This window comes from Pantoea alhagi (genome assembly GCF_002101395.1).
In the GTDB taxonomy this organism is placed as follows: domain Bacteria; phylum Pseudomonadota; class Gammaproteobacteria; order Enterobacterales; family Enterobacteriaceae; genus Mixta; species Mixta alhagi.
Genome location: NZ_CP019706.1, coordinates 1867477 through 1885045 on the forward strand (window position 1 = coordinate 1867477; position 17569 = coordinate 1885045).

The following is a 17569-nucleotide window of genomic DNA, read 5'->3' on the forward strand; positions in this document are numbered from 1 at the left end:
AGGGCGGCAACGCTGTCGCCCTGGTTATGAAAAAGCCCGCCCCTGACAGGCGGGAAAATCACAACCCTTAAACCCGCTCAAAAACGGTGGCGATGCCCTGACCCAGCCCGATACACATGGTGGCGAGGCCAAACTGCGCATCGCGTCGCTCCATTAAATTAAGAAGCGTAGTGCTGATGCGTGCGCCTGAGCAGCCCAACGGATGCCCCAACGCAATCGCGCCGCCGTTCAGGTTAACCTTCTCGTCTATCTGTTCCAGCAGACCTAAATCTTTGATACACGGCAGCGTTTGCGCCGCGAAGGCCTCATTCAGTTCAAACAGGTCGATATCGCTTACGCTCAGTCCCGCGCGCTTCAAGGCCAGCTTTGACGCAGGAACCGGCCCGTAGCCCATAATCGATGGATCGCAGCCTACTACTGCCATCGCTTTAATACGCGCGCGTGGTTGCAGGCCCAGCGCGCGAGCGCGCGATTCGCTCATCACCAGCATTGCCGCTGCGCCGTCCGAGAGCGCCGATGAGCTGCCTGCGGTGACCGTGCCGTTAACCGGGTCGAATGCGGGTTTCAACGTCGCCAGCCCTTCGATGCTGGTATCGCTGCGAATAACTTCATCAAAATCATAACGTTTCAGTACGCCGTCAACATCGTGACCGCTGGTAGCGACAATTTCATTGCGGAAATGACCTGCCTGGGTGGCGGCCCAGGCGCGCTGATGTGAACGTGCGGCAAAACTGTCCTGCATTTCACGGCTGATATGATGCATACGCGCCAGCATTTCTGCCGTCAGGCCCATCATGCCCGCCGCTTTAGCCACGGTGCGGCTTAATCCTGGATGAAAATCGACGCCGTGATTCATCGGCACGTGACCCATATGCTCTACGCCGCCTATGAGACAAGCGTGCGCATCACCCACCATAATCGCGCGCGCGGCATCATGCAGCGCCTGCATAGAAGAGCCGCACAGACGGTTAACGGTGGTTGCCGGTACGTTATGAGGAATTTCCGCCAGCAGCGCCGCGTTACGTGCAATATTAAAACCCTGCTCCAGGGTCTGCTGAACGCAGCCCCAGTAAATATCATCCAGCGCCGTGGCTTCTAAGGCCGGATTGCGGCTAAGCAGGCTGCGCATCAGGTGGGCAGAAAGATCTTCAGCCCGCACCTGACGAAATGCACCGCCTTTTGAACGACCCATTGGCGTGCGGATAGCATCAACGATAACTACATTTTCCATTATCTTGCTCCTCACGCCGTTGCCAGCGCGGCCTCATTAATTGGTTCAGCAGGTGGATACCATTCTTCATTACGCTGCGCTTTTTCAGTCAGCAGCTGCGGCAGAGCATAGAGCGGGCCCAGTTCAGCAAACTGCTGCGCCTGGGCGATAAAGGCAGCGTTGCCCAGCGTATCCAGATAGCGGAAGACGCCGCCGTGGAACGGCGGAAAACCAAGACCATAAACCAGCGCCATATCCGCTTCGGCCGGGCTGGCGATGACCTTTTCTTCCAGGCAACGCACTACCTCGTTAATCATCGGAATCATCATGCGCGCAATGATTTCTTCATCGGTAAAAACGCGCTTTGGTGCGCTAACGCTTTGCAATAACGCATCGGTCTCTGCATCGGTCACTTTCTGCGCTTTGCCTTTTTTATCGGTTTCCCAGATATAAAAGCCGCGCTGGTTTTTCTGACCAAACCGCTGCGCCTCAAACAGAACGTTGATCGCATCGCGGTACGCCTTTTTCATCCTGCCCGGAAAGCCATCGGCCATTACGCTTTGCGCATGATGCGCGGTATCAAGGCCCACTACATCCAGCAGGGTGGCCGGGCCCATCGGCCAGCCGAACTGTTTTTCCATGACTTTATCGATTTGGCGGAAGTCAGCGCCATCGCGCAGCAGCAGGCTAAAACCTGCGAAGTAGGGGAACAACACGCGATTGACGAAGAAACCGGGACAGTCATTGACCAGAATGGGCGTTTTACCCATTTTACTGGCCCAGGCGACAACTTTCGCCAGCGTCGCCTCTGAAGTTTGTTCACCACGAATCACTTCTACCAGCGGCATGCGGTGCACCGGATTAAAGAAATGCATGCCGCAAAAATTTTCCGGACGCTTTAATGCCCGCGCCAGCTGGCTCACCGGGATAGTGGAGGTATTGGTGGCCAGAACGGTATCTTCCCGCACCAGCGCTTCGGTTTCCGCCAGCACTTTGGCTTTAACCTGCGGATTTTCCACCACCGCTTCAACAACAATGTCAGCGCGTTCAAAGCCGCTAAAGCTGAGCGTAGGCTGAATCGTGGAGATGATGCTGGTTAGCTGAAGAGCAGTGATTTTTCCGCGTTCGAGCTGTTTATTGAGCAATTTTCCCGCTTCGCTCATGCCCAGCGTCAGTGATTTCTCACTGATATCTTTCATGATCACCGGCACACCTTTTGAGGCGGACTGGTAAGCAATGCCGCCGCCCATAATTCCTGCACCCAGTACAGCGGCCTGCTGCGGTATTGTCTGACCCTGCGCCAGTTTCTTCGCTTTGCCTTTGATGTATTGATCGTTCAGAAAGATCCCCACTAACGCCCGCGCAACTTTCGACTGCGCCAGCGGCACAAAGGCTTTGGTTTCCAGCTTTAATGCATCATCACGGCCCAGGCCAGCGGCAGCTTCAATGGTTTTTACCGCCATCATCGGCGCTGGATAATGTTTGCCGGCGGTTTGCTGCACCATGCTTTTTGCGATGGTAAAACTCATTGCCGCTTCAATGGCGCTGAGCTTAAGGGGCTGCAGCTTCGGCTGGCGGCGCTGCTGCCAAAAATGCGCATCTTCAATCGCCATCCGCAGCATGGTGATAGCGCCGTCGCGAAGTTTTTCCGCAGGCACAATCGCATCAACCAGGCCCAGCGCCAGCGCGCTTTTCCCGTCCACATCTTTCCCGGCGGCGATGATTTCCAGCGCGCTATCGGCGCCCAGCAGCCTTGGCAGACGTACGGAACCGCCAAAGCCTGGCATAATGCCCAGTTTGGTTTCCGGCAACCCAATGCGTGCATCCGGCGTAGCGATACGGAAGTCCGTAGCCAGAACACATTCACAGCCGCCGCCAAGCGCATAGCCCTGAATGGCGGAAATGGTGGGCACCGGCAGATCCTCCAGACGGTTAAAAATGCTGTTGGCGAATGTCAGCCATTGCGTCAGCTTTTCCGCTGGGGCATTAAACAACGACAGGAATTCAGTTATATCCGCGCCAACGATAAACGCAGTCTTCGATGAGCTGAGCAAAACGCCTTTCAGCGCCGTCTGTTTTTCCAGCACGGCAATGGCTTCGCCCAGGCTGGCTACAGTTTGTGTGTCCAGCTTATTGACTGAACCGGGGGCATCAAAAATTAGCTCGGCGATGCCGTCGTCCAGCCAGTTCAGGGAAAGTGTGTCGCTTTGGTAGAGCATGTCCGTCTCCTGAAACCGCATGTAAGGGATCTGGTCGTACCAGATGATCGGAGTGTGGGATTGATGTTAATCATTTGCAAACGAAACATTGCTCATTTGCAAACAAGATCACAGGCGGCGGCGACACGGCATCCTCTGGCCTGCTGTGGTAAGATGCGGTCAATTCTCTGATGCGGAGTGCAGAAATGGATACCCTGGTTACCTTGTACAAAGAACACATTGCTACTTTACAGCAGCGTGCGCAGCAGGTGCTGGCGCGCTTTGAACTCGACGGCATGTTGATTCATTCGGGCGAACTTTTAACGGTGTTTCTTGACGATCATGACTACCCGTTTAAGGTTAATCCTCATTTCAAGGCCTGGGTGCCGGTAACGCAGTTGCCGAACTGCTGGTTGTGGGTTGATGGCGTCAATAAGCCGAAGCTGTGGTTTTATTCGCCGGTCGACTACTGGCATAGTGTAGAGCCGCTGCCGCACAGCTTCTGGACCGATGAAATAGAGATTGTGGCGCTGAGGAAGGCAGATGATATCGGCGCGCTATTGCCGCAGCCGCGTCAGAATGTGGCCTATATCGGTCCGGTGCCGCAGCGCGCAATGCAGCTGGATATCAGCGCCGATCATATCAATCCGCAGGGCGTGATAGATTTTCTGCATTACCACCGCTCGTATAAAACCGATTATGAACTCGCCTGCATGCGTGAAGCGCAAAAGCTGGCCGTTGCGGGGCATCGCGCGGCAAAAGAGGCGTTTCTTTCCGGCATGAGCGAGTTTGATATTAATCTCGCCTATCTAACAGCCACAGGTCACCGCGATACCGACGTTCCCTATGGCAACATCATCGCCCTGAATGAACATGCGGCCGTGCTGCACTACACTAAGCTCGATCACCAAACGCCGCCGCAGCGCCGCAGTTTTTTAATTGACGCCGGTGCCGAGTATAACGGCTACGCCGCCGATCTGACACGAACCTACGCAGCACAGAGCGATTCTCTGTTTGCCCAAATAGTGCGTGAGATGAATCAGCACGAACTGGCCTTGATCGATACGTTAAAAGCAGGCGTTCGCTACAGCGATTATCATCTGCAAATGCATCAGCGCATCGCCGGATTATTGCTGAAGTTTGATCTGGTGCGCGGTATCAGCGAAGAGGCGATGGTGGCGGAAAATCTGACCGGGCCGTTTATGCCGCACGGTTTAGGTCATCCGCTTGGGTTACAGGTGCATGATGTGGCTGGTTTTATGCAGGACGATAAAGGAACGCATCTGGCAGCGCCACAGCAATATCCTTTCCTGCGTTGCACGCGCGTGCTTGAACCGCGCATGGTGCTTACCATCGAGCCGGGCTTCTATATTATCGAGTCGCTTCTGAATCCATGGCGGGAAGGGAACTATAGCCAGCACTTCAACTGGCAGGCGATTGATGCCTTACAGCCGTATGGTGGTATTCGCATTGAGGATAACGTGGTGATCCATGCTAACCGCGTTGAGAACATGACGCGCGATCTGCATCTGGAATAATGGACGCTTATGATATTCCCGCTGAGCCATTGAGTATCAGCGAAGAGACCATCAAAAAAAGCCGCTTCATTACGCTGCTGGCGCATACCGAAGGCGTTGAGGCGGCGAAAGCGTTTATTCAGCAAATTAAAACTGAACATCCAGCTGCCCGCCATCACTGTTGGGCCTATGTTGCCGGGCCTCCTGATGATTCACAGCAGTTGGGCTTTTCTGACGACGGCGAACCGTCTGGCACGGCAGGAAAACCTATGCTGGCGCAACTGATGGGCAGCCAGGTTGGAGAAATTACTGCCGTAGTGGTGCGCTACTATGGCGGAGTTATGCTCGGGACCGGCGGCCTGGTAAAAGCGTATGGCGGCGGTGTGCAGCAGGCGTTAAAACAGCTGGATCGCAAACAAAAGATACCAATGCGCCGTTTTCAGCTACGCTGCGATTATGCCCAGCTTGGTGATGTAGAGCGCCTGGTTCAGCGTTTTGAAGGAGAACTGCTTAAGACGGAATTTCTGGATGTTGTCTCGCTAACTTTGGCATTACCCCATGCGCAGGTCGCCGGGTTTACCCAAAATTTAACGGACATTAGCCGCGGAGCCTTAGCGCTTGAGCCGGTAACCCCCTAATTTTTATCTTAAGGAAACGGCAGAATGCATTTTCGTGCCATTACCCGAATCGTTGGGCTACTGGTCATTCTGTTCTCCGGAACAATGATCGTACCCGGCTTAGTGGCGTTAATTTATCGCGATGGCGCAGGGCGCGCATTCAGTCAGACATTTATTATGGCCTTGCTGATTGGCGCGATATTGTGGTGGCCTAACCGCAAACAGAAAAATGATCTGAAGCCGCGCGAAGGTTTTTTGATTGTGGTGCTGTTCTGGACCGTGCTGGGCAGCGTAGGGGCAATGCCCTTTATTTTTTCCGAACATCCCAGCCTCTCTGTTACTGATGCATTTTTTGAATCCTTTTCTGGCCTAACGACCACCGGTGCCACGACGCTGGTGGGGCTGGACTCTTTACCCAAAGCGATTCTTTTTTATCGTCAGATGCTGCAATGGCTTGGCGGGATGGGGATCATTGTATTAGCCGTGGCGATCTTGCCAATTCTGGGCGTAGGGGGAATGCAGCTTTATCGCGCGGAAATGCCCGGCCCCCTGAAAGATAACAAGATGCGTCCCCGGATTGCCGAAACGGCTAAAACGCTATGGCTTATCTATGTATTGTTGACGGTGGCTTGTGCAGTGGCGTTGTGGCTGGCAGGTATGCCAGTGTTTGATGCCATTGGCCATAGCTTCTCAACCATCGCCATCGGCGGCTTTTCTACCCATGATGCCAGCATCGGCTATTTCAATAGTCCTGCCATTAATACCATCATTGCTGTTTTCCTGCTGATATCGGGCTGTAACTATGGCCTGCATTTTTCGCTATTAAGCGGACTGAATCTCCGTGTCTACTGGCGTGATCCGGAGTTTCGTATGTTTATCGGCGTACAGATGACGTTAGTCGTGATATGTACGCTGGTACTGTGGTTCCATAACGTCTATGCCAGTGGGCTGCAGACGCTAAATCAGGCGTTTTTCCAGGTCGTATCAATGGCGACGACAGCGGGCTTTACGACCGACAGCATTGCCCGCTGGCCGCTCTTCTTGCCGGTATTGCTCCTTTGTTCTGCCTTTATCGGCGGTTGCGCGGGGTCAACCGGGGGAGGTCTGAAAGTGATTCGTATTTTGCTGCTGTGTAAGCAAGGGTCGCGTGAACTGAAACGGTTGGTCCATCCTAACGCGGTCTATACCATCAAGCTGGGTAATCGCGCTTTGCCGGAACGCATTCTGGAAGCGGTATGGGGCTTCTTCTCAGCTTACGCGCTGGTGTTTTTGCTTAGTATGCTGGCAATTATCGCCACCGGCGTTGATGATTTTTCTGCATTTGCTGCCGTAGCCGCTACGCTGAATAACCTTGGCCCTGGATTGGGCGTTGTGGCAGATAATTTCACTTCCATGAATGATGTCGCAAAATGGATTTTGATTTCGACCATGCTTTTTGGTCGTCTGGAAGTATTTACATTGCTGGTACTGTTCACGCCTACCTTCTGGCGTGAATAAACCCAAGGAGAGAATAATGAAAGCGCTGATTCTGTTTTCCAGCCGTGACGGACAGACGCGGGAAATCGCTTCTTATATAGCAAACACCTTGAAAGCACATCAGGAGTGCGACGTCATTAATATCCTGCATGCGCAAGACGTTGACTGGGCGCAGTACGATCGGGTGTTGATAGGCGCATCGATCCGCTATGGGCATTTCCAGCCGGTGGTAGCGCGTTTCGTGAAGAAACATCTGGTCGAACTGCAACAGCGCGTTAGCGGCTTTTTCTCCGTTAACCTGACAGCACGCAAGCCAGAAAAACGTACACCGCAAACCAACGCCTATACGCGTAAGTTTTTGTTGCAGTCGCCATGGCAGCCCGATAGCTGTGCAGTCTTTGCCGGCGCGCTGCGTTATCCGCGTTACGGTTGGTTTGACCGGGTAATGATCCAGTTTATTATGCGTATGACAGGCGGTGAAACCGATCCGCATAAAGAAGTCGAGTACACCGACTGGCAGCAGGTAGAGCGTTTTGCTGAAGAATTTGCCCAAATGAGCAGCAAATCGCGTTAAAAAAAGACGGCTTGCTGAAAAATAAACCTAACGATCATTTTTTTGAAATAAACACTTGTCAGGGGGCGAGAACTCCCTATAATGCGCCTCCATCGACACGGCACAACGGCTTACGCCACGCGGTGTTGAGCGGTTCAGTAAGATGAATCGCCGGAGAAAAACTTCTGAAAAAAGAGGTTGACTCTGAAAGAGGAAAGCGTAATATACGCCACCTCGCGACAACGGCACGAAGCGCCGGTCGCACTGCTCTTTAACAATTTATCAGACAATCTGTGTGGGCACTCACGGACGGGATATCGCAAAAACTATTGCAGTATCAAGTCTCAGAGTGAACACGTAATTCATTACGACGTTTTTCTTTGAGCATCAGACTTTTAAATTGAAGAGTTTGATCATGGCTCAGATTGAACGCTGGCGGCAGGCCTAACACATGCAAGTCGAACGGTAACAGAGAGCAGCTTGCTGCTCTGCTGACGAGTGGCGGACGGGTGAGTAATGTCTGGGGATCTGCCCGATGGAGGGGGATAACCACTGGAAACGGTGGCTAATACCGCATAACGTCGCAAGACCAAAGTGGGGGACCTTCGGGCCTCACACCATCGGATGAACCCAGATGGGATTAGCTAGTAGGTGGGGTAACGGCTCACCTAGGCGACGATCCCTAGCTGGTCTGAGAGGATGACCAGCCACACTGGAACTGAGACACGGTCCAGACTCCTACGGGAGGCAGCAGTGGGGAATATTGCACAATGGGCGCAAGCCTGATGCAGCCATGCCGCGTGTATGAAGAAGGCCTTCGGGTTGTAAAGTACTTTCAGCGGGGAGGAAGGGAGCGAGGTTAATAACCTGGTTCATTGACGTTACCCGCAGAAGAAGCACCGGCTAACTCCGTGCCAGCAGCCGCGGTAATACGGAGGGTGCAAGCGTTAATCGGAATTACTGGGCGTAAAGCGCACGCAGGCGGTCTGTCAAGTCGGATGTGAAATCCCCGGGCTCAACCCGGGAACTGCATTCGAAACTGGCAGGCTAGAGTCTTGTAGAGGGGGGTAGAATTCCAGGTGTAGCGGTGAAATGCGTAGAGATCTGGAGGAATACCGGTGGCGAAGGCGGCCCCCTGGACAAAGACTGACGCTCAGGTGCGAAAGCGTGGGGAGCAAACAGGATTAGATACCCTGGTAGTCCACGCCGTAAACGATGTCGACTTGGAGGCTGTGAGCTTGACTCGTGGCTTCCGGAGCTAACGCGTTAAGTCGACCGCCTGGGGAGTACGGCCGCAAGGTTAAAACTCAAATGAATTGACGGGGGCCCGCACAAGCGGTGGAGCATGTGGTTTAATTCGATGCAACGCGAAGAACCTTACCTGGCCTTGACATCCACGGAATTCTGCAGAGATGCGGAAGTGCCTTCGGGAACCGTGAGACAGGTGCTGCATGGCTGTCGTCAGCTCGTGTTGTGAAATGTTGGGTTAAGTCCCGCAACGAGCGCAACCCTTATCCTTTGTTGCCAGCGATTCGGTCGGGAACTCAAGGGAGACTGCCGGTGATAAACCGGAGGAAGGTGGGGATGACGTCAAGTCATCATGGCCCTTACGGCCAGGGCTACACACGTGCTACAATGGCGCATACAAAGAGAAGCGACCTCGCGAGAGCAAGCGGACCTCATAAAGTGCGTCGTAGTCCGGATCGGAGTCTGCAACTCGACTCCGTGAAGTCGGAATCGCTAGTAATCGTGGATCAGAATGCCACGGTGAATACGTTCCCGGGCCTTGTACACACCGCCCGTCACACCATGGGAGTGGGTTGCAAAAGAAGTAGGTAGCTTAACCTTCGGGAGGGCGCTTACCACTTTGTGATTCATGACTGGGGTGAAGTCGTAACAAGGTAACCGTAGGGGAACCTGCGGTTGGATCACCTCCTTACCATGCTGAATCCCGGCCGTGAAGTGCTCACACAGATTGTCTGATGAAATGTACGAGCAAGGCGTCTTGCGAAGCAGACTCAGTGTCCCCTTCGTCTAGAGGCCCAGGACACCGCCCTTTCACGGCGGTAACAGGGGTTCGAATCCCCTAGGGGACGCCACTTGCTGGTCTGTGAGTGAAAGTCACCTGCCAAATTATCTTAAAACTGACTTACGAGTCGGCTTTAAGATATTGCTCTTTAACAATCCGGAAACAAGCTGAAAATTGAAAACGGAACAACTTTAATCCAGTTGTTCACGATTCTCTCAATTCTCGCACTCACGAGTGTCGCAAGACGCTTGCGGGTTGTGAGGTTAAGCGAATAAGCGTACACGGTGGATGCCCTGGCAGTCAGAGGCGATGAAGGGCGTGCTAATCTGCGATAAGCGCCGGTAAGGTGATATGAACCGCTATTAACCGGCGATACCCGAATGGGGAAACCCAGTGCAATCCGTTGCACTATCATGTCATGAATACATAGTGGCATGAGGCGAACCGGGGGAACTGAAACATCTAAGTACCCCGAGGAAAAGAAATCAACCGAGATTCCCTGAGTAGCGGCGAGCGAACGGGGAACAGCCCAGAGCCTGAATCAGCATGTGTGTCAGTGGAAGCGTCTGGAAAGGCGCACGGTACAGGGTGACAGTCCCGTACACGAAGATGCATGTGTTGTGAGCTCGATGAGTAGGGCGGGACACGTGGTATCCTGTCTGAATATGGGGGGACCATCCTCCAAGGCTAAATACTCCTGACTGACCGATAGTGAACCAGTACCGTGAGGGAAAGGCGAAAAGAACCCCGGCGAGGGGAGTGAAACAGAACCTGAAACCGTGTACGTACAAGCAGTGGGAGCCTCTTTATGGGGTGACTGCGTACCTTTTGTATAATGGGTCAGCGACTTATATTCTGTAGCAAGGTTAACCGTATAGGGGAGCCGTAGGGAAACCGAGTCTTAACCGGGCGCTAAGTTGCAGGGTATAGACCCGAAACCCGGTGATCTAGCCATGGGCAGGTTGAAGGTTGGGTAACACTAACTGGAGGACCGAACCGACTAATGTTGAAAAATTAGCGGATGACCTGTGGCTGGGGGTGAAAGGCCAATCAAACCGGGAGATAGCTGGTTCTCCCCGAAAGCTATTTAGGTAGCGCCTCGTGAATTCATCTCCGGGGGTAGAGCACTGTTTCGGCTAGGGGGCCATCCCGGCTTACCAACCCGATGCAAACTGCGAATACCGGAGAATGTTATCACGGGAGACACACGGCGGGTGCTAACGTCCGTCGTGAAGAGGGAAACAACCCAGACCGCCAGCTAAGGTCCCAAAGTCATGGTTAAGTGGGAAACGATGTGGGAAGGCCCAGACAGCCAGGATGTTGGCTTAGAAGCAGCCATCATTTAAAGAAAGCGTAATAGCTCACTGGTCGAGTCGGCCTGCGCGGAAGATGTAACGGGGCTAAACCATGCACCGAAGCTGCGGCAGCGACACGTAAGTGTTGTTGGGTAGGGGAGCGTTCTGTAAGCCGCTGAAGGTGGACTGTGAGGTCTGCTGGAGGTATCAGAAGTGCGAATGCTGACATAAGTAACGATAAAGCGGGTGAAAAGCCCGCTCGCCGGAAGACCAAGGGTTCCTGTCCAACGTTAATCGGGGCAGGGTGAGTCGACCCCTAAGGCGAGGCCGAAAGGCGTAGTCGATGGGAAACGGGTTAATATTCCCGTACTCGGTGTTACTGCGAAGGGGGGACGGAGAAGGCTATGTTGGCCGGGCGACGGTTGTCCCGGTTTAAGCGTGTAGGCTGACTTTCCAGGCAAATCCGGAAAGTTAAGGCTGAGGCGTGATGACGAGGCACCACGGTGCTGAAGCAACAAATGCCCTGCTTCCAGGAAAAGCCTCTAAGCATCAGGTAACAACGAATCGTACCCCAAACCGACACAGGTGGTCAGGTAGAGAATACCAAGGCGCTTGAGAGAACTCGGGTGAAGGAACTAGGCAAAATGGTGCCGTAACTTCGGGAGAAGGCACGCTGGCGCGTAGGTGGAGGGACTTGCTCCCCGAGCCGAAGCCAGTCGAAGATACCAGCTGGCTGCAACTGTTTATTAAAAACACAGCACTGTGCAAACACGAAAGTGGACGTATACGGTGTGACGCCTGCCCGGTGCCGGAAGGTTAATTGATGGGGTTAAGGGCAACCTGAAGCTCCTGATCGAAGCCCCGGTAAACGGCGGCCGTAACTATAACGGTCCTAAGGTAGCGAAATTCCTTGTCGGGTAAGTTCCGACCTGCACGAATGGCGTAATGATGGCCAGGCTGTCTCCACCCGAGACTCAGTGAAATTGAACTCGCTGTGAAGATGCAGTGTACCCGCGGCAAGACGGAAAGACCCCGTGAACCTTTACTACAGCTTGACACTGAACATTGAGCCTTGATGTGCAGGATAGGTGGGAGGCAGTGAAGTGCGGACGCCAGTTCGCACGGAGCCATCCTTGAAATACCACCCTTTAATGTTTGATGTTCTAACCTGGCGCCATAATCTGGCGTGGGGACAGTGTCTGGTGGGTAGTTTGACTGGGGCGGTCTCCTCCCAAAGTGTAACGGAGGAGTACGAAGGTCAGCTAATCACGGTCGGACATCGTGAGGTTAGTGCAATGGCATAAGCTGGCTTGACTGCGAGAGTGACGGTTCGAGCAGGTGCGAAAGCAGGTCATAGTGATCCGGTGGTTCTGAATGGAAGGGCCATCGCTCAACGGATAAAAGGTACTCCGGGGATAACAGGCTGATACCGCCCAAGAGTTCATATCGACGGCGGTGTTTGGCACCTCGATGTCGGCTCATCACATCCTGGGGCTGAAGTAGGTCCCAAGGGTATGGCTGTTCGCCATTTAAAGTGGTACGCGAGCTGGGTTTAGAACGTCGTGAGACAGTTCGGTCCCTATCTGCCGTGGGCGCTGGAAGACTGAGAGGGGTTGCTCCTAGTACGAGAGGACCGGAGTGAACGCACCGCTGGTGTTCGGGTTGTCATGCCAATGGCACTGCCCGGTAGCTAAGTGCGGAAGAGATAAGTGCTGAAAGCATCTAAGCACGAAACTTGCCTCGAGATGAGTCTTCCCTGGGGCCCTGAGCCCCCTGAAGGGACGTTGAAGACGACGACGTTGATAGGCCGGGTGTGTAAGCGCAGCGATGCGTTGAGCTAACCGGTACTAATGACCCGTGAGGCTTAACCTTACAACGCCGGAAGCGTTTTGGGAACTGAGAGTATTTTCAGCCTTGTTGACGGATATGCGTGCGTGGCCCTGCGGGCGGCGTGCGGAAACAGAATTTGCCTGGCGGCGAGAGCGCGGTGGTCCCACCTGACCCCATGCCGAACTCAGAAGTGAAACGCCGCAGCGCCGATGGTAGTGTGGGGCCTCCCCATGCGAGAGTAGGGAACTGCCAGGCATCAAAACAACGACGGAGCCTCAGCGAAAGCTGAGGCTTTTTCGTGTCTGGCGATCGGTAAAAAAGCCACGTTTGTGGCGAAAAGATCGTCAGTACCCGCCTGTAGATCCTGTCCTGCAACTATTTTTCATTCCCTTCTGCTTTTAGCTGGGCCAGGCTCCTTGATAATATTCATTGCCGTCAGCGCCCCGCCTTTAGTTTTTCACTATGAGGCTTATTAACGAATATGCCTTCCAGACCGACAGGATAAAATTTTCTTCCCACTGTATCGATCGGGTAAACTGAGCGCAGTTAATCGGAAAAGGCCGCTTCATGTCCAGTCCTGCATTCTCACTTAAAAAACTACATACCTTTGCCATCGAAACAGGCGCAGAAAAAGTTGTATACGCAGAAACGCCGCAAGATATCCTTGCAGCCTGGCGTGAGTGTCATCAGCGCGATTTGCCCTTCTTATTATTAGGTGAGGGTAGTAATGTCCTGTTTCTGCAAGCTTTCAGCGGCATAGTGGTAATAAACCGTATTAAAGGAATTACTATTACTGAAAGTGATGAGCACTGGCATCTACAGGCAGGAGCCGGTGAAAACTGGCATGCTCTGGTCGCTTACACGCTACAGCAAAACATCGCCGGACTGGAAAACCTTGCTTTAATACCCGGCTGCGTCGGCTCTTCGCCTATTCAAAATATTGGTGCCTATGGCATTGAGATAAAGGATGTTTGCGAGTGGGTTGACGTCCTTGAGCTGGAAAGCGGCCAGACTCACCGGCTGACGGCAGCAGAATGTGAGTTTGGCTATCGCGATAGTATCTTCAAGCATCGGCTACAGAACGGTTATGCGATTACCCGCGTTGGTTTTAGCTTACCCAGGCAGTGGCAACCTGTAATGAGCTATGGCGATCTGGCTAAGCTCGATCCCACAACCGTAACTCCTCAGCAGATTTTTGATTCTGTTTGTCATATGCGCCGTAGTAAATTGCCCGATCCGGCGTTAACCGGAAACGCTGGCAGCTTCTTTAAAAATCCTGTGGTTAGTGCAGAGCAGGCTAAAACATTACTGGCAACTTTTCCGCATGCTCCCCATTATCCGCAAAGTAACGGTGAAGTTAAGCTGGCTGCTGGCTGGCTTATTGATCAATGCCAGTTGAAAGGCTATCGCATTGGCGGAGCGGCCGTACATCAGCAGCAGGCCCTGGTATTAATTAATGCGGAAGAGGCGAGCGCAGAAGATGTTGTTGCATTAGCCCGTGAAATCAGACAGCGCGTGGGACAAAAATTTAACGTCTGGCTGGAGCCGGAAGTGCGTTTTATTGGCGCTGACGGAGAAAAAAATGCCGTTGAGATTATTTCATGAAAGATAACAGCGTACCGTTAAAATTAGTTTCTATCCTGGCTGATGGGGAATTCCATTCAGGTGAACAAATTGGCGAAAAGCTCGGTATGAGCCGCGCCGCAATAAACAAACATATTCAGACTTTAAAAGAGTGGGGGCTGGATGTCTTTACCGTGACAGGAAAAGGCTATTGTTTGCCTGCTCCTGTACAGTTACTGGATGAAGCGGAAATTAACCGCAACCTGGAACAACAAGGACTGGCGGTAATACCCGTTATAGACTCCACTAACCAGTATCTGCTGGAACGCATGGGATCGCTACAAACGGGCGATGCCTGCGTGGCTGAATATCAACAGGCAGGGCGTGGACGCCGTGGCCGTCAATGGTTTTCTCCTTTCGGCGCTAATCTCTATCTCTCAATGTACTGGCGTCTTGAGCAGGGACCGGCTGCAGCGATGGGCTTAAGCCTGGTTATCGGTATTGTTATTGCTGAAGTATTGCAGCGGCTGGGTGCTGAAGGCGTAAGAGTAAAGTGGCCGAACGATCTTTATCTGAACGATCGAAAGCTGGCTGGCATCCTGGTCGAAATGATCGGGAAAACAGGCGATGCCGCACAAATCGTATTTGGCGCAGGCATCAATTTGAAAATGCGTACTCCTGATGCTACGGTAGTAAACCAGGGCTGGATTAACCTGCAAGAGGCGGGTATTGCTATCAACCGCAACGAACTTGTAAGTCTGTTAGTAAATCAATTGCGTCATAGCCTGCGTGATTTCGAACGGGAAGGATTAGTACCTTTTCTTTCTCGCTGGCAGCGGCTGGATAACTTTATTAACAGACCGGTTAAGTTATTGATTGGCGATCGTGAAGTATTGGGCATCGCTCGTGGTATTGATCAACAAGGCGGGTTACTGCTTGAGCAGGATGGCGTAACGAAATCCTGGGTAGGTGGCGAAATATCCTTACGACCACAGAACTGACGGCTTACTTTATCGACAGAGTGCTTCTGAAGGCGCGTATAGCTTTTCAGAAGCACTATTCTGCTTTATTTACGTAACCGCACCTGTTCAACAGCGTGGTTAGCACTTTTGCTAAGGATCAGACTGGCACGCTCACGTGTGGGTAAAATATTTTCCTTCAGGTTACGCCAGTTAATCTCTCTCCATAGTTGGGTTGCGATATTAACGGCTTCCTCTTCGGACAGCTGTGCGTAATGATGAAAATAAGAGTCGGGATCGGTAAAGGCCCCTTTGCGGAACTTCAGAAACCGGTTGATATACCAGTCTTCCAGCAGCTCTTCAGGCGCATCGACGTAAATAGAAAAATCAACAAAATCAGAAACAAATACGTGATGTGGATCGTGAGGATAATCCATCCCGCTTTGCAGCACGTTTAATCCTTCGAGAATTAAAATATCGGGCTGCTGTACGACTTTATCGCCGTCGGGGATGACATCATAAATCAAGTGAGAATAAACCGGCGCCGTTACTTCAGTTGCCCCCGATTTCAGGTCAGCAACAAAATTGACCAGGCGGTGCATGTCATAAGACTGCGGAAAGCCTTTTTTCTTCATCAGGTCGCGTTCTTTTAATACGGCGTTCGGATGAAGAAAACCATCGGTGGTAATTAATTCGACGCGACGATGTTCAGGCCAGCGGCTTAGCAACGCCTGTAAAACGCGCGCAGTAGTGCTTTTACCTACGGCTACGCTACCGGCAATGCTGATGATATACGGGATCTTTTGCCCGCTGGTACCTAAAAACTGCTCCAGTACTGCCTGACGACGCAAATTAGAATTAATATAGAAATTCAGCAGACGGGACAAAGGCAGATAGATTTCAGCTACCTCTTCCAGTGAAAGATCTTCATTAATGCCTTTCAGACGAGCGATCTCATCCTCTGATAATGTCATCGGAACAGAATCACGCAACGCAGCCCATTGTTGGCGACTGAATGTCAGATACGGGGTGGTAAATGAGGACTCTTTATTACTCATAAGCATGCTTCTGCCAGCAGATATTTACCGAATGGCAACAGGTAAGCATAGCCATCTTCCTGTGCCCTGAAGGTAATTTCAGAAAACAATGCGCAGGAGGTTAACACCAGTAACAGGAGAAAAAGAAGGAAAAAAATGGATTGCTAAAGGTAATCAGAACGATCCTCGCAAATTTTGTTATTGATAAGCAGCAGGAACTAGGGAAGGTTTAGATAAAAAGTTCAATGCTCCTTCAGGCGGTAAAGCGGGCTAAACAATACAATGAGTTTAATCGCCATCAATGAAGGTGTGACGTCGATCACAAAAGTGAATTTTGCACGCTTTTATCTGTAGCGCTTGCCATAGTCAGGTGGGCAATGTAGCACCTCGGAAGAGAAAAGTAGTTATTCCGCAGCCAAAATTTTCATGCAAAAGAATAGCGTTATAAGTAAAAAACACGCTTTGATAACCCAGAGCCAACAGCAGGAACGGTTGTTTTTTCTTCAAAAAAACGTAAATTTGCGAAGAATTGCACAAATAGTGACCGATAGAACATTTATCGCGATTTTTTTGTTGCATACCTCAGCCGGTCTTCCTAGAATGCGCCTCACTTGATGCCGGCTTAGCTCAGTAGGTAGAGCAACTGACTTGTAATCAGTAGGTCACCAGTTCGATTCCGGTAGCCGGCACCATCAAGTATCCAAATATCAGGTGGGATTCCCGAGCGGCCAAAGGGAGCAGACTGTAAATCTGCCGTCACAGACTTCGAAGGTTCGAATCCTTCTCCCACCACCATATTTAAGCTTTGGCAACAGAGCTAAACCAAACTGAATCGCCTAAAGGTTTTCGGTTTGGAGAAGGTGAAAACCTTCGTTAAGGTTCGAGTCGAGCAGCGCGAGACAACACGCGCAGCGTGGCCCGAAGGGTGAGGAGCGAAGCGACGAGTAATCCTTCTCCCACCACCATATTCAGACTGAGCTCAAGCACAGTCGGAGTCAGCAAGCAACGCAAGTTGGCTCGAAGCTCGAATAATAAGCATCCTTAACTTATTATTCATTTGCTACAGAAAGAACAGGTAGCCGAGTTCCAGGTTGCGGGCATCGTATAATGGCTATTACCTCAGCCTTCCAAGCTGATGATGCGGGTTCGATTCCCGCTGCCCGCTCCAGATGTGCTGATATGGCTCAGTTGGTAGAGCGCACCCTTGGTAAGGGTGAGGTCCCCAGTTCGACTCTGGGTATCAGCACCACTTCTTTATCTCCCTCCCTGATTCTTCCTGTACAAA

Annotated in this window: 9 protein-coding genes, 5 tRNA genes, 3 rRNA genes and 1 other RNA gene; 15 read left to right on the forward strand and 3 right to left on the reverse strand. The window is 52.1% G+C overall.

The window, feature by feature from the left end:
- Positions 1 to 67: 67 nt before the first annotated feature.
- Positions 68 to 1231 carry an acetyl-CoA C-acyltransferase FadA gene (gene fadA, locus B1H58_RS08770; protein WP_085069523.1) on the reverse strand — a complete coding sequence of 388 codons (1164 nt, stop codon included), beginning with the start codon at positions 1229 to 1231 and terminating at the stop codon, positions 68 to 70.
- 11 nt (positions 1232 to 1242) lie between these two features.
- Positions 1243 to 3429 carry a fatty acid oxidation complex subunit alpha FadB gene (gene fadB / locus B1H58_RS08775; RefSeq protein ID WP_085069525.1) on the reverse strand — a complete coding sequence of 729 codons (2187 nt, stop codon included), beginning with the start codon at positions 3427 to 3429 and terminating at the stop codon, positions 1243 to 1245.
- A 185-nt stretch (positions 3430 to 3614) separates the two neighbouring features.
- On the opposite strand from fadB, the gene pepQ reads away from it, so the two are divergent.
- The 10 genes from pepQ to birA all read left to right on the forward strand — a co-directional run bounded on the left by pepQ (position 3615) and on the right by birA (position 15289).
- On the forward strand, positions 3615 to 4946 hold the full coding sequence (pepQ, locus tag B1H58_RS08780; protein WP_085069527.1) for a Xaa-Pro dipeptidase: 1332 nt from the start codon (positions 3615 to 3617) through the stop codon (positions 4944 to 4946).
- Entirely contained in the window at positions 4946 to 5563 is a 618-nt protein-coding gene (locus tag B1H58_RS08785) for an IMPACT family protein (RefSeq protein ID WP_085069529.1), read from the forward strand. Before pepQ ends, B1H58_RS08785 begins: the two co-directional genes overlap by 1 nt.
- Positions 5564 to 5587: 24 nt before the next feature.
- Positions 5588 to 7039, forward strand: coding sequence for a Trk system potassium transporter TrkH (gene trkH, locus B1H58_RS08790; RefSeq protein ID WP_085069531.1), 1452 nt, complete (start codon positions 5588 to 5590; stop codon positions 7037 to 7039).
- Positions 7040 to 7055: 16 nt separating this feature from the next.
- On the forward strand, positions 7056 to 7592 hold the full coding sequence (hemG, locus tag B1H58_RS08795) for a menaquinone-dependent protoporphyrinogen IX dehydrogenase (RefSeq protein ID WP_085069533.1): 537 nt from the start codon (positions 7056 to 7058) through the stop codon (positions 7590 to 7592).
- A gap of 376 nt (positions 7593 to 7968) precedes the next feature.
- Positions 7969 to 9510: ribosomal RNA gene (locus tag B1H58_RS08800) — 16S ribosomal RNA — on the forward strand.
- Positions 9511 to 9594: 84 nt separating this feature from the next.
- Positions 9595 to 9670: transfer RNA gene (locus B1H58_RS08805), tRNA-Glu, on the forward strand.
- 191 nt (positions 9671 to 9861) lie between these two features.
- Positions 9862 to 12767 (forward strand): 23S ribosomal RNA (locus B1H58_RS08810).
- A 97-nt stretch (positions 12768 to 12864) separates the two neighbouring features.
- A 5S ribosomal RNA gene (gene rrf, locus B1H58_RS08815) occupies positions 12865 to 12980 on the forward strand.
- The 16S, 23S and 5S rRNA genes sit together here with 1 tRNA gene alongside, the layout of an rRNA operon.
- A 312-nt stretch (positions 12981 to 13292) precedes the next feature.
- On the forward strand, positions 13293 to 14330 hold the full coding sequence (gene murB, locus B1H58_RS08820) for a UDP-N-acetylmuramate dehydrogenase (protein WP_085069535.1): 1038 nt from the start codon (positions 13293 to 13295) through the stop codon (positions 14328 to 14330).
- A complete protein-coding gene (gene birA, locus B1H58_RS08825) occupies positions 14327 to 15289 on the forward strand; it encodes a bifunctional biotin--[acetyl-CoA-carboxylase] ligase/biotin operon repressor BirA (protein ID WP_085069537.1) in 963 nt (320 codons plus the stop codon). The genes murB and birA overlap by 4 nt, the downstream gene beginning before the upstream one ends.
- Before the next feature lie 65 nt (positions 15290 to 15354).
- Here birA and coaA read toward each other — a convergent pair whose 3' ends face one another.
- Positions 15355 to 16305 carry a type I pantothenate kinase gene (gene coaA / locus B1H58_RS08830; RefSeq protein ID WP_085069539.1) on the reverse strand — a complete coding sequence of 317 codons (951 nt, stop codon included), beginning with the start codon at positions 16303 to 16305 and terminating at the stop codon, positions 15355 to 15357.
- Between the two features lie 595 nt (positions 16306 to 16900).
- On the opposite strand from coaA, the gene B1H58_RS08835 reads away from it, so the two are divergent.
- The 5 genes from B1H58_RS08835 to B1H58_RS08855 all read left to right on the forward strand — a co-directional run bounded on the left by B1H58_RS08835 (position 16901) and on the right by B1H58_RS08855 (position 17533).
- A tRNA-Thr gene (locus B1H58_RS08835) sits at positions 16901 to 16976 on the forward strand.
- 18 nt (positions 16977 to 16994) lie between these two features.
- Positions 16995 to 17079, forward strand: a tRNA-Tyr gene (locus B1H58_RS08840).
- 45 nt (positions 17080 to 17124) lie between these two features.
- Positions 17125 to 17249, forward strand: a non-coding RNA gene (locus B1H58_RS08845) — RtT sRNA.
- Between the two features lie 128 nt (positions 17250 to 17377).
- A tRNA-Gly gene (locus B1H58_RS08850) sits at positions 17378 to 17452 on the forward strand.
- A gap of 5 nt (positions 17453 to 17457) precedes the next feature.
- Positions 17458 to 17533: transfer RNA gene (locus B1H58_RS08855), tRNA-Thr, on the forward strand.
- Positions 17534 to 17569 lie beyond the last annotated feature (36 nt).